Source organism: Massilia sp. Root351 (genome assembly GCF_001425045.1).
GTDB lineage: Bacteria > Pseudomonadota > Gammaproteobacteria > Burkholderiales > Burkholderiaceae_D > Rugamonas.
This window is the reverse complement of record NZ_LMDJ01000012.1, coordinates 92,404-109,156: the sequence shown is the minus strand read 5'-3', so window position 1 is coordinate 109,156 and position 16,753 is coordinate 92,404. Positions and strand designations below refer to the sequence as shown.

The following is a 16,753-nucleotide window of genomic DNA, read 5'->3' as shown; positions in this document are numbered from 1 at the left end:
AATGTAGCATGCGGATGCGTATTGTGCTACGTTTTATGTAGCAGTATTTGAGTAAACCTTAATGAACCTGAATAAACCTGGAGAAACCATGGCTACGCCAAAACCGGGCATGCCGGTGCGGGGCTCGCGCAGCGGCCGTCCCATCATGGCTTTGCTGGACCTGCTGGGCAGGCGCTGGGTGATGCGCATCATCTGGGAATTACGTGCCGAAGCGCTGACCTTCCGCGCGCTGCGCGCGCGCTGCGAGGACATGTCGCCGACGGTGCTGAATCAGCGGCTACACGATTTGCGCGACGCCGGTATCATCGATTCGGCCGAAGAGGGCGGGTATGCGTTGAGCGTGCTGGGCGCCGGGCTGCTGGAGTCCATGGGGCCGCTGCTGCACTGGTCGGAGAAATGGCAGCGCGCATTGAGCAAGGAGAAAATATGACGACACTTTCGCACCACCTGCTGACCGAGGCATACAACAATGCCTGGGCCAACCACCGCCTGCTGAAAGCCTGCGCGCAGTTGAGCCAGGAGGAATTCGAGGCCCGCCGCACCAGCTTTTTCCCCACCATCAGGGCCACGCTGAACCACATCCTGACCGTGGACTGGTTCTACATCGATGCGCTGGAGCGCGAGATGCGCGGCGCGGAGCCGCATCCCAACTACCTGGGCTTTTTCGAGCGCGACGAGCCCTGCGCCACGGTTGCCGAACTGCGGGCCGCGCAGAAGGACGCCGACCGCCGCCTGATCGAATATTGCCAGCAGTTGAAGGATGACGAACTGGGCCGTGTGGTGATGATACTGCGCACCGGCTCAGTGCAGCGCGACAAGCGCTATCGCCTGCTGGCGCACCTGTTCGGCCACCAGATCCATCATCGCGGCCAGGTGCACGCCATGCTGTCCGGCACCGGCGTGGAGCCGCCGCAGCTGGACGAATTCTTCAGCGCAGGCGAGGCCGACCTGCGCGAGCAGGATTTCAAGGAGCTGGGCTGGACCGAGAAGATGATCTGGGGCTGAGTTTATCGGCTTGTCACGGGCGCGTGCTGCGCCATCAGCTCGGCCACCCAGTCCATGAACACGCGCAGCTTCTTGCTGACATGGCGGTTGGGCGGATAAGCGATGTGCATCGGCATCGGCTCGGTGCGCCAGTCTTCGAACAGCGGCACCAGTGCGCCGCTCGTGGCATGCGCCTGCGCCATGTACGCCGGTAGCCAAAGCACGCCCAGCCCCGCCAGGCCTGCCGCCAGGTAGGCGTTGCCATCGTCGATGGTCAGGATGTGGCGGCCCTGCATCTTCAGGCGCTCGCCGTCCTTCCGCATGGTGTACGGGAAGCCATCGCCGCTGCCGGACCAGCGGTACTTGACGATGCGATGGCCGTCGTCCTGCAGCTCGGCCGGATGGCGCGGCGTGCCGGCGCGCGCCAGGTAGGCTGGCGCTGCATAGACGCCCAGCTGCAGGTCGCCCACGTGCCGCGCCGCCAGCGACAGGTCGGCAATGGCGCCGCCGCGCAGCACGCAGTCCACGTTCTCGCCGATCAGGTCCACCTTGCGGTCGCTGGCGCCCAGGTCGAACTGGATGTCGGGGTACTTCGCGTGGAACAGCGGCAGCGCGGGCACCAGGATCATGGTGGCGAAGGGGCTGGGCACGTCCACCCGCAGCACGCCGTGCGGCGCCGCCGAGGCGCCGGGCAGGCTGGTTTCCACATCCTCCAGCTCGGCCAGTAGGCGCACGATGCGCTCGTAGTACACGGCGCCGTCTTCGGTGACATTGACCTTGCGGGTGGTGCGGTTCAGCAGTTTCAGGCGCAGACGCGCCTCCAGCTGCTGCACCAACTGCGTCACCGTGGTCCGGCTCATGTGCAGCGTCAGCGCCGCCTTGGTGAAACTGCCGGCTTCCACCACCCGTACAAAGGCCTTCATCGCGTCAAACCTGTCCATGTCCGCCTCCCGTTATTGTTTGGATTATACAAACAGTTATGGCGGGATTTGCGTGTTTATCCGCAATCCGCATGCAGGTAAAGTGCTCTCCACACCAACTTTCAGGAGCTACCCATGCCAGTACGCGACGTCGTTTTCCCGCCCGGCCGCCAGGCGCTGTACGAAAAGAACCGCTATTCGCCCGCCGTGCGCGCCGATGGCTTGCTGTTTGTATCCGGCCAGGTCGGCAGCCGCGAGGACGGTTCGCCGGAGCCGGAACTGGAAGCGCAGGTGCGGCTCGCCTTCAAGAACCTGAACGCCATCCTGGCCGCCGCGCGGTGTACCTTCGACGATGTGCAGGACGTGACCGTCTTTATCGTCGACCCCGAAACGAAGTTCGAGCGCATCTGGCGCGTGGTGCAGGAATTCTGGGGCGGCGCGCCGCATCCGACGGTCACCGCCGTCGGCGTAACGTGGCTGTACGGTTTTCAGTTTGAAATCAAGGTAGTCGCCAGGCTGCCGGCTTGACCGTCCGCTAACTGCTGCCGCGCTGCACCAGTTCGAAGCCGGTGTTGATGGCCCTGGCGGGCGGCGAGCCGGTGCCGTCCATGCGCGCCAGGATGGCTTGCGCGGCGAGGGCGCCGATGCGGGCGCCGTCCACGCGGATGGTGGACAGCGGCGGTACGGTGTGGCTGGCAAAATTCAGGTCGCCGAAGCCTACCACCTTCAGCTGCCCGGGCACCTGCACGCCCCTGGCGGCCGCTTCTATCAGCGCACCATGCGCCAGGGTATCCGAGCTGCACACCACCGCGTCCAGGCCGGGGTGCGCTTGCAGCAGCTGTGCCATGCCTTCGCGTCCGAGCGGCAGGGTGCCCGGCACCGGCGCCGTGTGCGTGGCCACCACGCTCACGCCCTGCTTGGCCAGTGCCGCCTGCAGGCCCTGGTTGCGGCGCGCCGCCCGCGGGTCGCCGGCGGTCAGTATGGCGAAGCGGCGGCAGCCCTGTTGCAGCAGATGCGTAGCCGTCGCATGGCCCACTTCCTCGTGAGAAAAGCCGATTACCATGTCGATCGGCGAGGCCGTCATGTCCCAGGTCTCCACTACCGGCGTGCCGGACTGCTGCAAGCGGCGCCGCGTGTTATCGGTGTGCAGCGTGCCGGTCAGGATGATGCCATCCGGGCGCCGGCTCATGATGGTCTCCACCAGGATCTCCTCGCGCCATTCCTCGTAGCCGGAAAATCCCAGCAGCAACTGGTAGCCAGCCTGCGTCAGCGCGTCGCTGGTGCCCTGGATCATGTCCGCGAAAATCTGGTTCGAAATCGTCGGCAGCACCAGCGCCACCAGCTTGCTGCGGCTGGCCGCCAATCCGCCCGGCAACATGTTTTTCGCATAGCCGGTTTCCTGCACGGCCGCCTGCACCTTGGCCAGCGTGTTGGGCCGCACCAGCTGCGGCTGGTTCAGCGCGCGTGACACGGTAATGGGCGACACGCCCGCCACCCTCGCCACGTCCACCAGCGTGGCGCCGCTTACCTGCACCTGCGCAGTGGGGGTGGTCAGCAAACGAAGTTCCGGTTTGTTCTTCTTCATGTTGTACGACGACTGGGTAGTTATGGTAGGATTTGATGTAGATAGTGTGAACTATATATCATTTTCAATCATTTGGAGTGCAAGATGCAGAATTCGACCCCGCTCATTACCGCCATGCGCGTCATCCCCGTTGCCGGCCGCGACAGCATGCTGCTCAACCTGAGCGGCGCGCACGGCCCTTACTTCACGCGCAACATCGTGCTCATGACGGACAGTGCCGGCAACACCGGCGTGGGCGAGGTGCCGGGCGGCGAGGCGATCCGCAAGACACTGGAAGACGCGCAAGCGATGGTGGTCGGGCAGTCCATCGGCAACTACAAGGCCATCCTGAACGCGGCGCGTACCGCTTTCGCCGAGCGCGACGCTGGCGGGCGCGGCTTGCAGACCTTCGACCTGCGCATTGCGATCCATGCCGTCACCGCACTGGAATCGGCGTTGCTCGACCTGCTGGGCCAATTCCTGGGCGTGCCGGTGTGCGCCTTGCTGGGCGACGGCCAGCAGCGCAGCGAAGTGCCGGTGCTGGGCTACCTGTTTTACATCGGCGACCGCAGCGTGACCGACCTCCCATACAACAGCGAGCCAGATGCGCCGGATGCCTGGTCGCGCCTGCGCCATGAAAAGGCCATGACGCCGGAAGCGGTGGTGCGCCTTGCCGAAGCGGCTTATGAGCGCTACGGCTTCAAGGACTTCAAGCTGAAAGGCGGCGTGCTGCGCGGCGAGGAGGAAATCGAAGCGGTGACGGCGCTGGCCGGGCGCTTCCCGGAAGCGCGCATCACGCTCGACCCGAACGGCGCCTGGTCGCTGAAGGACGCGATCCGCCTGTGCCGCGACCAGCACCACGTGCTGGCCTATGCGGAAGACCCGTGCGGCGCCGAGAACGGCTATTCCGGCCGTGAAGTGATGGCCGAGTTCCGCCGTGCCACCGGCCTGCGCACCGCCACCAATATGATCGCCACCGACTGGCGCGAGATGGGCCATTCGATCCAGCTGCAGTCGGTCGACATTCCGCTGGCCGACCCGCACTTCTGGACCATGGAAGGCTCGGTGCGGGTGGCGCAGATGTGCAAGGAATGGGGCCTGACCTGGGGTTCGCACTCGAACAACCACTTCGACATATCGCTCGCCATGTTCACCCACGTGGCCGCAGCCGCGCCGGGCAATATCACCGCCATCGACACGCACTGGATCTGGCAGGACGGCCAGCGCCTGACCAAGGCGCCGATGCAGATCGAGGGCGGCAAGATCAGCGTGCCGGCCAGGGCCGGCCTGGGCGTGGAAGTCGATATGGACGCGATCGACGCGGCGCACCAGGTGTACCTGGGCATGGGCCTGGGCGCGCGCGACGACGCGGTGGCGATGCAGTTCTACTTCCCGGGCTGGAAGTTCGACAACAAGCGCCCGAGCTTCGTGCGCTGATCTACTTTTCCGCTGGAACCGGCTTCGGCGTCACGCGGATCGCCTGGTTCAGCTTTTCCATGGTGGCGGCCGGAATGTCCCGGCTGCACACGATATGGCGCTTCAGGCCGGGCGGCACGTCCGGCACTTCATACTGCACCACGCTGTCCAGCGCCCGGTGGCGGATGCGCATGTGGTTCCAGTCGGTGCGGTCGGACAGCATGTAGGAAACACGGTCCGCCGCCACCATCTGCATCATGCCCACGCTGTTCACGTTGCTGAGCATCTTGCGGTTCGCGCTGCGCTGGATGCGCGCGTCCAGCGCAGCGCCATACGAGGAGCCGTCCAGCAGGCCCAGCGTCAGCGCCGGGTCGGCCAGCATGGAGGCCAGCGTGGCGTGCGCCTGCACCTGTGCCACCGCCTTCGGCGCGATCAGCACCATCTGGGTTGGGTCCGTGTAAATCGGCAGCGAGTATTGCGCGATAGCCGTGCGCTCGGCCAGGTGGTACCAGCCGATTGAACAGTAGTTGCGCATGCCGGTACGGAAGCGCGACCAGATGCGTTTCTGCGGTTCGCGCACAAAGATGGCCTCGATGCCTGCGGCGGCGAACAGCGTTTTGCCGTATGCCAGCAGGAAGCCTTTTTCTAGGCCGTCCTCGATGTAGTAATAGGGCGGCTTTTCGGACCACGCCACGGTGATGGGGGCGGCTGCCGCATTCGCGGCGGGCATGGCCAAGGCCGCCGCCAGCGGCGTGCTGCCAAGAAGGACAAGGGCGGCGCGTGGTGCCATCATTTGTCTTGTGCGCTGGGCTTGGCGCTGGTGCGGATGGCCTGGTTCAGTTTTTCCATGGTGGCGGCGGGCACGTCGCGGCTGCACAGGATGTGGCGTTTCAGCCCCGGCGGCAGGTCAGGCACTTCATACTGCACCAGGCTGGCCAGCTGCTTGTGGCGCGTGCGCATGTAGTTCCAGTCGTTGCGGTCCGTCAGCAGATAGGAGGCGCGGCCAGCCGCCAGCATTTGCACCATATTGGAGGTGGGCACGGTGCGGCGCATGATCTGGTTGGCGCTTTGCTTGATGCGGGCGTCCAGTTCCGGGCCGTAGGACACGCCGTCCATGACGGCCAGTGTCAGGACCGGGTCCGCCATCATCGAAGCCAGGGTGGGGTGCGTGCGCACGCGCTGCAGGGCTGCCGGCGCCACCAGGATGGTCTGCGGCGGATCGGTATAAACGGGCAGGGAGTATTGGGCAACCCGTTCGCGTTCCGGCAAGCGGTACCACGCGATCGAGCAGTAGTTGCGGGTGCCGTCGGCGAAGCGGCTGAAGATGCGCTTGTGCGGCTCGCGCACGAATTGCGCCTCCACGCCGGCGGTGGCGAACAATTGCTTCGCATAGGCCAGCATGAAGCCCTTTTCCATGCCGTCTTCCAGGTAGTAATAGGGCGCCTTCTCGCGCCAGGCGACCGTGAGGGGCTGCGCGGAGGCTGGAGCGGCGGCCAGCACGGCGGCCAGCAGCAGAGGCGTAGCCATTAATACGCCTGGATTCAAGCCTGGATTCATCGGACCGCACATTTCACATTGATGAAACGATTATACGCGGGGACTTGCTAATAATTCCACACGGATAATGTAGCGATGTGTAACACGACTACAAAAAGTCAGGCGATGATGGCGCCATCCAGTTGGTGGCGGGTGATGGCGCCATCTGCGGCGATGGCAATCCAGCCGCCGCGGGGCGGCACGGAATCCGGCTCCCAGTCCGGCAGCACGTAGCGGCGCTTGCCGGCTACCTCGTGCAGGGCGGGGCGGTGGGTATGGCCGTGGATCATGACGCTGGCGCCGGTCTGCTCGAAGATGTCGGCAATCGCCTGCGGCGTGACGTCCATGATCTCATAGGACTTTTCGGTGTGGGCCTTGCGGCTGTTGTCGCGCAAGCCGGCGATGATGGCCTTGCGCTGGGCCAGCGGCATGGCCAGGAATTGCTGTTGCCACGCGGGCTGGCGCACCTGGGCGCGGAACTCCATGTACTTCAGGTCGCCGGTGCACTGCGCATCGCCGTGCAGCAGCACCACGCGCTGGCCGCCGATGTCGGCCACCCAGGTTTCGGGCAGGATGGTGGCGCCGGAAGCGGCCGCAAAGCCGTCGCCGGCCAGGAAGTCGCGGTTGCCGGCAATCCAGAATACCGCCACGCCGGCGTCGCTGACGCGGCGGATGGCGCAGGTAATTTCTTGGTGGAACGGTTCGGCGAGGTCGTCGTCGCCGGCCCAGTACTCGAACAGGTCGCCGAGCAGGTATAGCGAGGCGGCAGCCGGCGCCTGCTGTTCCATGAAGGCATGGAACGCCGCCGTGATGGCGGGCTGGGCCGGCTGCAGATGCAGGTCGGAAATGAAGAGGGCGCTGATGCGCTTGGTGCCGTCGGCCTGCATCGGATAGGGCGTGCTGCGAGCCCGATTAAACGGCTTCGACTTTCTCGATGACGATGTCTTCCACTGGCACGTCGGCGAACATGCCGCTGCGGGTGGTTTTCACTTTTTTCATCGCGTCCACGACTTCGGTGCCTTCGGTGACTTTACCGAACACAGCGTAGCCCCAGCCGTCCTGGCCTGGGTAGTCCAGGAAGGAGTTGTTCTTCACGTTGATGAAGAACTGGGCCGATGCCGAGTGCGGCGCCGAGGTGCGGGCCATGGCCAGGGTGTACGGCTCGTTTTTCAAGCCGTTCTTGGCTTCGTTTTCCACGGTGGTGTCGGCCGGCTTCTGCTTCATGCCTGGCTCGAAGCCGCCGCCCTGGATCATGAAGCCGTCGATCACGCGGTGGAAGATGGTGTTGTTGTAGTGGCCGGCGTTCATGTAGGCCAGGAAGTTCTCAACCGTTTTCGGCGCCTTTTCAGCGTCCAGCTCAGCGGTGATCTTGCCCATGTTGGTGGTGATGACGATGGTGGTCATGATTATCCTTGACGTAGTTATCTTGAGGTGTTGATCTGGAAATTGTGATGCGTTCCGTACAGGGCCGCGACTATACAGCAGGCGCGGCCAAAGCGCTATTTTACTGCGTCACCGGAACAGGCGTTTTCAGTACCGTGGCGGACTTGATGACGATGGGCGTCACGGGGATGTTCTGGAAGATGCCCTTGTCGTCCACCAGCACGCCCTTGATCTTGTCCACCACCTCGTGGCCCTTGACCACCTTGCCGAACACGGTGTAGCCGAAGCCGTCCTGGCCGGGATAGTCGAGGCCGGTGTTGTCCACCACGTTGATGAAGAATTGCGCCGTGGCCGAGTTCGGGTTGCCGGTGCGGGCCATGGCCACGCTGTAGGTTTCATTCTTCAGGCCGTTTTGCGACTCGCTCACCACCGGCGGCTTGGTCGGCTTGCCCTTCAGGTCCACGGTGTAGCCGCCAGCCTGGATCATGAAGCCGTCGATCACGCGGTGGAAAATGGTGCCCTTGTAGTGGCCGCTCTTCACGTAGGACAGGAAGTTGGCCACCGACTTGGGCGCTTTTTCCTGGTTCAGCTCGAGCACGATCTCGCCCTCGGTGGTCTTCAGCGATACCTGGGGCGTGGGATTGGGCGCGGCCGGGGCGGCAGCTACCGCGCCGGACAGGGCCACGCCGGCGAACAGGCTGAAGAATTTTGCCAGCAGGGTCTTGGTGTCTTGCATATGGTCATCCTTTTTGTGTATGTTCTGATAAAACCAGACCAAGATCGGGGCAGTCCGGTTTTTATCAATGCTATACTAAGCGTTGACGTTTCATTCTAGCAAACTAGAACAACAAGATACCGAGGGTCTGTCAGTCTCCACGGCAAATGCTTGAGAGCCCGGTGCGGCACCAGAAGTGCCCGCGCCCGGTTCTCGTATTGTCCGGCTGGCTTGCACTTAACAAAAACGCAAGAGTCCGATGAGCAATTTAAAGATTTACAACACGCTGGCGCGCGAGAAGCAAACATTCGTACCGATGGAAGCGGGCAAAGTCCGCATGTATGTCTGCGGCATGACGATCTACGATTACTGCCACATCGGCCACGGCCGCATGATGATGGCGTTCGACGTGGTCTACCGCTGGCTCAAGGCATCGGGCTACGAAGTCACCTACGCGCGCAACATCACGGACATCGACGACAAGATCATCAAGCGCGCGGTTGAAAACGGCGAAACCATCGGCCAGCTCACCTCGCGCTTCACCAAGTATATGGACGAGGACACCGCCGCGCTGGGCATTCAGCCGCCGACGCTGGTGCCGCGCGCCACCGAATACGTGCCGCAGATGCTGGCGCTGATTGAAAAGCTGGAAGCGAAAGACCTGGCCTACCAGGGCGAGGACGGCGACGTGAACTATGCCGTGCGCAATTTCGAAGGCTACGGCAAGCTGTCCGGCAAGTCGCTGGACGACCTGCGCGCCGGCGAGCGCGTGGACGTCAACACCGGCAAGCGCGACCCGCTGGACTTCGTGCTGTGGAAAGCGTCCAAGGAATCGGAGCCGGAAGAAGTGAAGTGGGACTCCAAGTGGGGCAAGGGCCGTCCGGGCTGGCACATCGAGTGCTCCGCCATGTGCGCCTCGCTACTGGGCGACCAGTTCGACATCCACGGCGGCGGCGCGGACCTGCAGTTCCCGCACCACGAGAACGAGATCGCGCAATCGGAAGGCGCCACCGGCCACGCCCTGGCCAACTACTGGATACACAACGGTTTCGTGCGCGTGGATAACGAGAAGATGTCCAAATCGCTGGGCAACTTCTTCACCATCCGCGACGTGCTGAAAAAGTACGACGCCGAAGTGGTGCGCTTCTTCATCCTGCGCGCCCACTACCGCAGCCCGCTGAACTACTCGGACGCCCACCTGGACGACGCCAAGGGCGCGCTGACGCGGCTGTACACGGCGCTGGACGGCGTGCAGGGCGATGGCGCCGCACTGGACTGGACCGAGGCGAACGCCAAGCGCTTCGCCGAAGCCATGGACGACGACTTCAACACGCCGATGGCCGTGTCGGTGCTGTTCGACCTGGCCACGGAACTGAACAAATCCAAATCGCCCGCCGTGGCGCGCCAGCTGAAAGAGCTGGCCGCCGTACTGGGACTGCTGGAGCGCGCGCCGCAGGCCTTCCTGCAAGCGGGCGTGGGCGCGTCCGGTGACGACGCCGCCGCCATCGAGCAGCAGATCGCTGCCCGCGCAGCCGCCAAGAAGGCGCGCGACTTCGCGCTGTCGGACCAGATCCGCGCCGACTTGCTGGCCGCCGGCATTGTCCTGGAAGACAAGCCTGACGGCACCACCAACTGGCGCCGCGCATAATGGTGAAGGCCACGGACATGATGGGGGCGCAGTCCCCAGCGGTAGCAGTGCCGCCGTACTGGGAAGAAGCCAAGCAGGAGCTCATGAAGCGCGACCGCATCATGAAAAAGCTCATCCCGCAGTTCGGCGACCTGCACCTGGTCGGCCACGACGACCCGTTCACGACCCTGGCCCGTTCCATCGTCAAACAGCAGGTCACGCCCAAAGCAGCCGCTGCCGCCTGGCAGAAGCTGCTGGCGGCCTGCCCGAAATTCACCCCGGCCGCCGTGTTGAAAGCCGGCGCCGAGGAACTGGCCGCCTGCGGCCTGTCCAAGCGCAAGACCGAATACATCCTGGACCTGGCCGACAACTTCAAGGCCAAGAAAGTCCACGCCAACCAGTGGGACCAGATGGATGACGAAGCCGTCATCGCCGAACTGGTGCAGATACGTGGTATCACGCGCTGGACAGCGGAGATGTTTTTGATATTTAATCTGCTCCGTCCCAATGTTCTGCCGCTGGACGACCCCGGTCTGATCCAGGGCATCAGCCAAAACTATTTCTCCGGCGAGCCCGTTTCGCGCAGCGATGCGCGCGAAGTGGCTGCCAACTGGGAACCCTATCGGACCGTCGCCACCTGGTATTTATGGCGTAGTCTGGACCCGGTTCCGGTAGAATAGCGAAAAATTCGCCCAGCGCGAGGCTGGCCCCCGGGCCGCCCGCCATCCGGGCCATAACACGGAGGTACAATGACCAAGACAACTTTCCTCAATTTTGAGCAACCGATTGCGGAACTCGATTCCAAAATTGAAGAACTGCGTTTCGTGCAAGACGACTCGGCCGTCGACATCTCCGAGGAGATCGACCGCCTGGCCAAGAAGAGCCAGCAGCTGACCAAAGACATCTACGCCAAGCTGACCCCCTGGCAAGTGGCGCAGATCGCGCGCCACCCGCAGCGTCCATACACCATGGACTATGTGAATGAAATCTTCACCGACTTCCATGAACTGCACGGCGACCGCACCTATGCGGACGACCAGTCCATCGTCGGCGGCCTGGCGCGCTTCAACGGCCAGGCTTGCATGGTCATCGGCCACCAGAAGGGCCGCGACACCAAAGAGCGCGCCATGCGCAACTTCGGCATGCCCAAGCCGGAAGGCTACCGCAAGGCCATGCGCCTGATGAAGCTGGCCGAGAAATTCAACCTGCCGATCTTCACCTTTGTCGACACCCCGGGCGCGTTCCCCGGCATCGACGCCGAAGAGCGCGGCCAGTCCGAAGCCATCGGCCATAACCTGTACGTGATGGCGGAGCTGAAAGTGCCGCTGATCGCCACCATCATCGGCGAAGGCGGCTCCGGCGGCGCGCTGGCGATTGCCGTGGGCGACCAGGTGCTGATGCTGCAATACGCCACCTACTCGGTGATCTCGCCGGAAGGCTGCGCCTCGATCCTGTGGAAAACCAGCGAACGCGCGGCCGACGCCGCCGAAGCGCTGGGCCTGACCGCGCACCGCCTGAAAGCCATCGGCCTGATCGACAAGATCGTCTCCGAGCCGCTGGGCGGCGCCCACCGCGACCCGAAAGCCATGGCCACCATGCTGAAACGCGCCTTGGCCGACTCGCTGCGCCAGTTCCACGGCATGAAAACCAAGGACCTGATCAACGCCCGCCACGAAAAACTGATGAGCTACGGCAAGTTCAAAGAAACCACGCCGCAAGAGTAAGCAGCGCCGCTGGCAGAAACCAGACCGGAGCCGGCGCCAGCCTGCTCCGGTTTTTTTGCATTTCGGCGGTTCCACCATGGCGGGTTACGCTGCGCTAACCGCGCTACGGACGCCACGAGCCGTAACTCGCCGTGAGCCGCCCGCACCCCCGGAGTCCCCATGAAAAAGCAGCAAACCGCCACCCTCGCCAGCACCTTCGACGGCGCGCTCGCCACCGCGCAGCATGGCGGCCGCATCGCCATCGCCCTGAGCGGCGGCCTCGACTCCTCCGCGCTGCTGCACCTCGCCCACGCCTGGGCGAAACAGGCAGGCGCGTCCCTGTACGCCTTCCACGTCCACCACGGCCTCAGCCCCAACGCCGACGCCTGGCTGGCGCACTGCGAAGCGCAATGCGCCGCCCTCGGCATCGGCTTCGAAGCGCGCCGCATCACCCTGGAAAACGCGCGCAAGAGCGGCATCGAAGCGGCCGCCCGCAAGGCCCGCTACGCCGCCCTGGGCGCCATGTGCGCCGAACACGGCGTGCAGCTGCTGCTCACCGCCCACCACCAGGACGACCAGGCCGAAACCGTGCTGCTGCAGCTGCTGCGCGGCTCGGGCACCGCCGGCCTGGCCGGCATGGACGCCGCCAACACCGCGCCCGAACTGCTTGCCAATCCCGGCCTGGTGATGATGCGGCCACTGCTGCCCGCTTCACGCAAGCAGCTCGAAGCCTACGTGGCGCAGCACGGCATCGCCCATATCGAGGACGAATCCAATGACGACCCGCGCTACGCCCGCAACGCGCTGCGCCACACCGTCATGCCCGCGCTGGCCCGGTACTTCCCCGGCTTCCAGGAGCGCTTCGCCCGCAGCGCCCAGCACGCCCAGTCCGCCCAGCGCCTGCTGACCGAACTGGCCGAACAGGACCTGGCCGCGGCGCTGGATGGCGACTGTCTGCAGGTGGCCAAGCTGCGCGACATGAGCACCGACCGCGCCTACAACCTGCTGCGCCACTGGTTCGCGCTGCGCGGCCTGAGCATGCCGTCCACCGCCTGGCTGTCCGAAATGCTGGCCCAGCTGCTCGAAGCGCGCCACGACACGCAAATGCTGGTGGTGCACCCCGAAGTGGACGTGCGCCGCCACCGCGACCGCCTGCACCTGATTTCCAAGCTGCCCGAGATCGCGGGCACCCGCGAAGACCAGTTCGACGACTCCCCCGGCCAGGACTTTCGCTGGAACGGCGAAGCGTCCATCGATTTTCCCGATTACGGCGGCGTGCTGCACATCGAGCCGGCCGAGCAGGGCATCGACGCCGCCTGGCTGCGCGGCCAATACCTCACCATTGAGTTCCGGCGCGGCGGCGAGCGCCTGAAGCCCGCCGAGAACCGTCCCACGCGCGCCCTCAAATACCACTACCAGACCTTGGGCATCCCGGCCTGGGAGCGCGGCCGCCTGCCGGTGGTCAAAACCCAGGCGCAATTGCTTTTTGCCGCAGGAATCGGCATGGACTGCCAGCAAATGGGGCAGGGTGCCGTTGAACGTGTGGTCTTCCGCTGGGAATCAAAATAAAAGTTGGTACTGCGGCGATTTCGTATGTCCATATGCCAATACTGTATGACGTCATAACTTTTTTGGCTTGTCGTTTCGCACTGCAACATGTAGAGTTACAAGCCCTCCCTTTTTTCAATCTTCGAGCGGAAACATCACTGTTATGGCTTTAATCGTTCACAAATATGGCGGAACGTCGATGGGATCGACCGACCGCATCAAGAACGTCGCGCGCCGCGTCGCCAAATGGCACGACGCAGGACACCAGATCGTCGTGGTACCGTCGGCCATGTCCGGCGAGACCAACCGTCTGATCGCGCTGGCAAAGGAAATTCAAAACCCGCCCGACCCGCGTGAACTGGACATGATCGCCTCCACCGGCGAACAGGTCTCCGTGGGTCTGCTGTCGATGGCGCTGCAAGCGATCGGCAAGGCTGCGGTCTCCTACGCTGGCTGGCAAGTGGCGATTAAAACCGACTCCGCCTTCACCAAAGCCCGCATTCAGTCGATCGACGACGAGCGCGTGCGCAAAGACCTCGACGCCGGCAAGATCGTCATCATCACCGGCTTCCAGGGCGTGGACGACAACGACAACATCGCCACGCTGGGCCGCGGCGGTTCGGACACCTCGGCCGTGGCGATCGCCGCCGCGCTGAAGGCGGCCGAATGCCTGATCTACACCGATGTGGACGGCGTGTACACGACCGACCCGCGCGTGGTATCGGAAGCGCGCCGCCTGAAGGCGATCACGTTCGAAGAAATGCTGGAACTGGCCTCGCTGGGCTCGAAAGTGCTGCAGACGCGCTCCGTGGAATTCGCGGGCAACTACCGCGTACCGACGCGCGTATTGTCGTCGCTGACCGATCCGCTGATGGATCTCGAAACCGAAGCCAACTCCGGCACCCTGATTTCGTTTGAGGAAGACACCAACATGGAACAAGCAGTCATCTCGGGCATCGCCTTCAACCGCGACGAAGCCAAAATCACCGTGCTGGGCGTGCCGGACCGTCCGGGCGTGGCCTACCACATCCTCGGCCCGGTGGCCGACGCCAATATCGAAGTGGACATGATCATACAGAATCAGTCCGTGGACGGTAAAACCGACTTCACCTTCACCGTATCGCGCAACGACTACCAGAAGGCGATCGACGTACTGGAAGGCCAGAAAGCCGAAATCGGCTACAGCATCCTGGTAGGCGACGCCAAGGTATCGAAGATCTCCGTGGTCGGCGTCGGCATGCGTTCGCACGTCGGCGTAGCCTCGCAGATGTTCCGCACCCTGAGCGAAGAGAACATCAACATCATGATGATCTCCACCTCCGAGATCAAGATTTCGGTACTGATAGACGAAAAGTACATGGAACTTGCCGTGCGCGCACTGCACAAGGCCTTCGAGCTGGAAAAAGAGTAAAAAAAGATGGCCCGTTTCCTTGACCAAACGAGGGGCGGGCCAGTAAGATAGCGCTCGTCTGATCCGAAGCGGAAACGTGGAAGAAGAGACGTGGCCGAGTGGCCGAAGGCACATCCCTGCTAAGGATGCATACGGCTTATACCTGTATCGTGGGTTCGAATCCCACCGTCTCCGCCAGAACAAATAAAAAAGCCTCCCCTGCGGGAGGCTTTTTTATTTGTGCCGGACGGAGCCGGTGGGATTCGAAGGGCTGGGCCTACCGGCCCAGCCCTCTCCGAATCGCCCATCTGCTGCGCGCTTCGCGCGCAGCGCCGCGCGCCGAGGGCGCGCGACGCATGCACCCCCGTGTCCCCAATATGATACGATAGTTGCATATTGCACAACGGGAGACGCCATGCCCCTCCGCCGCATAGCCTGCGCACTAGCTCTGGTAGCAAGCTGCCCGCAAACATCCGCCGCCGCGCAAGCCGGCGCCGCTGCCCCCCCGGCGCCCCCCACAGGCATCATCACCCCGCTCCCCGCAGGCACCCCCGCGCCCCCCGCCGGCTTCGTGGTGGTCCAAACCACCTACCTCGAAAACCTGGTCTCCGCGCAAAAAGCCACCCTGGAAGCGATCGCCGCCACATCGCAAGCCGCCATCAACGCCGCCAAGGACAAAGAAGAGTGGATGGTGAAATTGCTCCAAACCATAGGCATCATCTTCTCCATCGTCGCCGCGATTCTCACCTACTTCGGCATCACCAAATACGCCGAAGTGAGCAAGTGGCTCAAAGAAATCGAAGCCCTGAACAAAAAGGCGCGCGAAACCAGCGAAGGGATGATCCAGAATGCCAAAAAGGTCGAGCGCGACGCCAAGGCGGTGGAAGCCAAGGTGAATGCATTCCAGGCCAAGGAAAGCGCGCTTACCGCCAAGATAGAAAAAGCCGACCAGGCCGCCGACGCCTTTGCCGAAAAGCTGAGCGAAATCGAACAACTATTCACGGGCATGCACTCGCAAAAGCTCATCCTCGACACCTTGCGCGCCAGCGACCAGAAAATCAAAGAAGCGCACGCCGTGCTGGACGAAACCAAGCTCTTGTATGGCATCGCCGAAAAGCACAAGAACGAGCGTGTCAAATCGTACCTCGCCGCTTCGCTCTCGCTGATCTGCATGTACGCGGAGCTATGGGAAGAGGCCAGCACGTACGGCAGAATCGCGCTGTCCACCAATCCCAGGAACTGGGACGACCGCCTGTACAATCTGGCCTGCATTTACGCCGTAAAATTCGATAAACTGCGCCACGACGCGGACAAGCAGGAGGCTATCGCCCTCGTCAGGCAGTATTTCGAGAAGGATGGAAAGGCGTCCGTTGCAGCCGGCGATATCAGCGACGCGCTGGACGACGTCGAGCTGGGCCCGCTCAAGGACGACATCGCAGCGATGGCGCTCGAATATGGCAAAGCGTACGACGTAGCGCGGATCTATGCCGTCAGATTCCAGAAGCGGAACAACCCGGCCGACAAGCAGCAGGCAATCAAACTGCTGACGCAGTATGTGGAACGGGGAGGGGAGAGTGGCGCTGCCAGGAATGGCATCGCTCAGGCACTGGCGGACCAGGACTTCCTGTCCGTCAAGGCCGATATCGAAACCATGGCGCAAGGCAGGCCGGCTGGGTAGCACAGGGCAGGCGCGGGGGCGGGCAAAGTGCACGCCCCATTGCACCGGATTAGCAACCTGGTTCTTTGATCAGCATAAGGTCTACTCCTTGGGTTCAATGCGTCATTCCGACGTTATGCTAAATCATAGCAGATAACACTTCGCATCATCACTGCCCCGTACACAGCGACGGCGCGCGCCAATTGCAGCGACTTAGTTAGGACTCTTGATTTATTGCCTTGCTGGCGATAATATGTAGCCATGTCATCCTGCCCTCGGTGTATTTTGATGTGCCATTTGAATAGGAGTC

17 protein-coding genes are annotated in these 16,753 nt (G+C 63.2%); 10 read left to right on the top strand and 7 right to left on the bottom strand.

The window, feature by feature from the left end; genetic code table 11:
• Window positions 1-88: 88 nt before the first annotated feature.
• Together ASD15_RS13435 and ASD15_RS13430 are read left to right on the top strand one after the other, a co-directional pair.
• Window positions 89-430 (top strand): helix-turn-helix domain-containing protein, encoded by a 342-nt coding sequence (locus tag ASD15_RS13435; RefSeq protein WP_057155488.1) that lies wholly within the window; start codon window positions 89-91, stop codon window positions 428-430.
• The gene (locus tag ASD15_RS13430) at window positions 427-1,005 is read left to right on the top strand and encodes a DinB family protein (protein ID WP_057155487.1); all 579 of its coding nucleotides are present in this window, start codon (window positions 427-429) and stop codon (window positions 1,003-1,005) included. The genes ASD15_RS13435 and ASD15_RS13430 overlap by 4 nt, the downstream gene beginning before the upstream one ends.
• A 2-nt stretch (window positions 1,006-1,007) precedes the next feature.
• Here the strand turns inward: ASD15_RS13430 and ASD15_RS13425 are convergent, their stop codons facing one another.
• Window positions 1,008-1,925: a LysR family transcriptional regulator gene (locus ASD15_RS13425; protein WP_057155486.1), complete on the bottom strand. Its 918-nt coding sequence runs from the start codon at window positions 1,923-1,925 to the stop codon at window positions 1,008-1,010.
• A gap of 114 nt (window positions 1,926-2,039) precedes the next feature.
• Between ASD15_RS13425 and ASD15_RS13420 the strand changes: the two genes are divergently transcribed.
• Window positions 2,040-2,432, top strand: a complete 393-nt coding sequence (locus tag ASD15_RS13420) for a RidA family protein (protein ID WP_057155485.1) — start codon at window positions 2,040-2,042, stop codon at window positions 2,430-2,432.
• A gap of 7 nt (window positions 2,433-2,439) precedes the next feature.
• On the opposite strand, the gene ASD15_RS13415 is transcribed toward ASD15_RS13420, so the two are convergent.
• Entirely contained in the window at window positions 2,440-3,489 is a 1,050-nt protein-coding gene (locus ASD15_RS13415) for a LacI family DNA-binding transcriptional regulator (protein ID WP_082551823.1), read from the bottom strand.
• Between the two features lie 84 nt (window positions 3,490-3,573).
• On the opposite strand from ASD15_RS13415, the gene gudD reads away from it, so the two are divergent.
• Window positions 3,574-4,905, top strand: a complete 1,332-nt coding sequence (gene gudD / locus ASD15_RS13410) for a glucarate dehydratase (RefSeq protein ID WP_057155484.1) — start codon at window positions 3,574-3,576, stop codon at window positions 4,903-4,905.
• A gap of 1 nt (window position 4,906) precedes the next feature.
• On the opposite strand, the gene ASD15_RS13405 is transcribed toward gudD, so the two are convergent.
• From ASD15_RS13405 to ASD15_RS13385, 5 genes are all read right to left on the bottom strand, one after another.
• Window positions 4,907-5,677, bottom strand: a complete 771-nt coding sequence (locus ASD15_RS13405) for a transporter substrate-binding domain-containing protein (RefSeq protein ID WP_157200936.1) — start codon at window positions 5,675-5,677, stop codon at window positions 4,907-4,909.
• Complete coding sequence (locus tag ASD15_RS13400) at window positions 5,674-6,411, bottom strand: ABC transporter substrate-binding protein (RefSeq protein ID WP_057155482.1); 738 nt, start codon at window positions 6,409-6,411, stop codon at window positions 5,674-5,676. Before ASD15_RS13400 ends, ASD15_RS13405 begins: the two co-directional genes overlap by 4 nt.
• A 128-nt stretch (window positions 6,412-6,539) precedes the next feature.
• Entirely contained in the window at window positions 6,540-7,307 is a 768-nt protein-coding gene (locus ASD15_RS13395; protein WP_057155481.1) for a UDP-2,3-diacylglucosamine diphosphatase, read from the bottom strand.
• Between the two features lie 25 nt (window positions 7,308-7,332).
• On the bottom strand, window positions 7,333-7,824 hold the full coding sequence (locus ASD15_RS13390; protein ID WP_057155480.1) for a peptidylprolyl isomerase: 492 nt from the start codon (window positions 7,822-7,824) through the stop codon (window positions 7,333-7,335).
• Between the two features lie 100 nt (window positions 7,825-7,924).
• The gene (locus ASD15_RS13385) at window positions 7,925-8,539 is read right to left on the bottom strand and encodes a peptidylprolyl isomerase (protein WP_057155479.1); all 615 of its coding nucleotides are present in this window, start codon (window positions 8,537-8,539) and stop codon (window positions 7,925-7,927) included.
• A gap of 238 nt (window positions 8,540-8,777) precedes the next feature.
• Between ASD15_RS13385 and cysS the strand changes: the two genes are divergently transcribed.
• The 6 genes from cysS to ASD15_RS13350 all read left to right on the top strand — a co-directional run bounded on the left by cysS (window position 8,778) and on the right by ASD15_RS13350 (window position 16,464).
• Complete coding sequence (gene cysS / locus ASD15_RS13380; RefSeq protein WP_057155478.1) at window positions 8,778-10,166, top strand: cysteine--tRNA ligase; 1,389 nt, start codon at window positions 8,778-8,780, stop codon at window positions 10,164-10,166.
• Window positions 10,166-10,825 (top strand): DNA-3-methyladenine glycosylase, encoded by a 660-nt coding sequence (locus ASD15_RS13375; protein ID WP_057155477.1) that lies wholly within the window; start codon window positions 10,166-10,168, stop codon window positions 10,823-10,825. The genes cysS and ASD15_RS13375 overlap by 1 nt, the downstream gene beginning before the upstream one ends.
• 69 nt (window positions 10,826-10,894) lie before the next feature.
• Window positions 10,895-11,869: an acetyl-CoA carboxylase carboxyltransferase subunit alpha gene (locus ASD15_RS13370; RefSeq protein WP_057155476.1), complete on the top strand. Its 975-nt coding sequence runs from the start codon at window positions 10,895-10,897 to the stop codon at window positions 11,867-11,869.
• A gap of 159 nt (window positions 11,870-12,028) precedes the next feature.
• Window positions 12,029-13,417, top strand: a complete 1,389-nt coding sequence (tilS, locus tag ASD15_RS13365) for a tRNA lysidine(34) synthetase TilS (protein ID WP_057155475.1) — start codon at window positions 12,029-12,031, stop codon at window positions 13,415-13,417.
• Between the two features lie 142 nt (window positions 13,418-13,559).
• Complete coding sequence (locus tag ASD15_RS13360; protein WP_057155474.1) at window positions 13,560-14,807, top strand: aspartate kinase; 1,248 nt, start codon at window positions 13,560-13,562, stop codon at window positions 14,805-14,807.
• Between the two features lie 394 nt (window positions 14,808-15,201).
• Window positions 15,202-16,464 carry a hypothetical protein gene (locus tag ASD15_RS13350; RefSeq protein ID WP_157200935.1) on the top strand — a complete coding sequence of 421 codons (1,263 nt, stop codon included), beginning with the start codon at window positions 15,202-15,204 and terminating at the stop codon, window positions 16,462-16,464.
• Window positions 16,465-16,753: the final 289 nt, after the last annotated feature.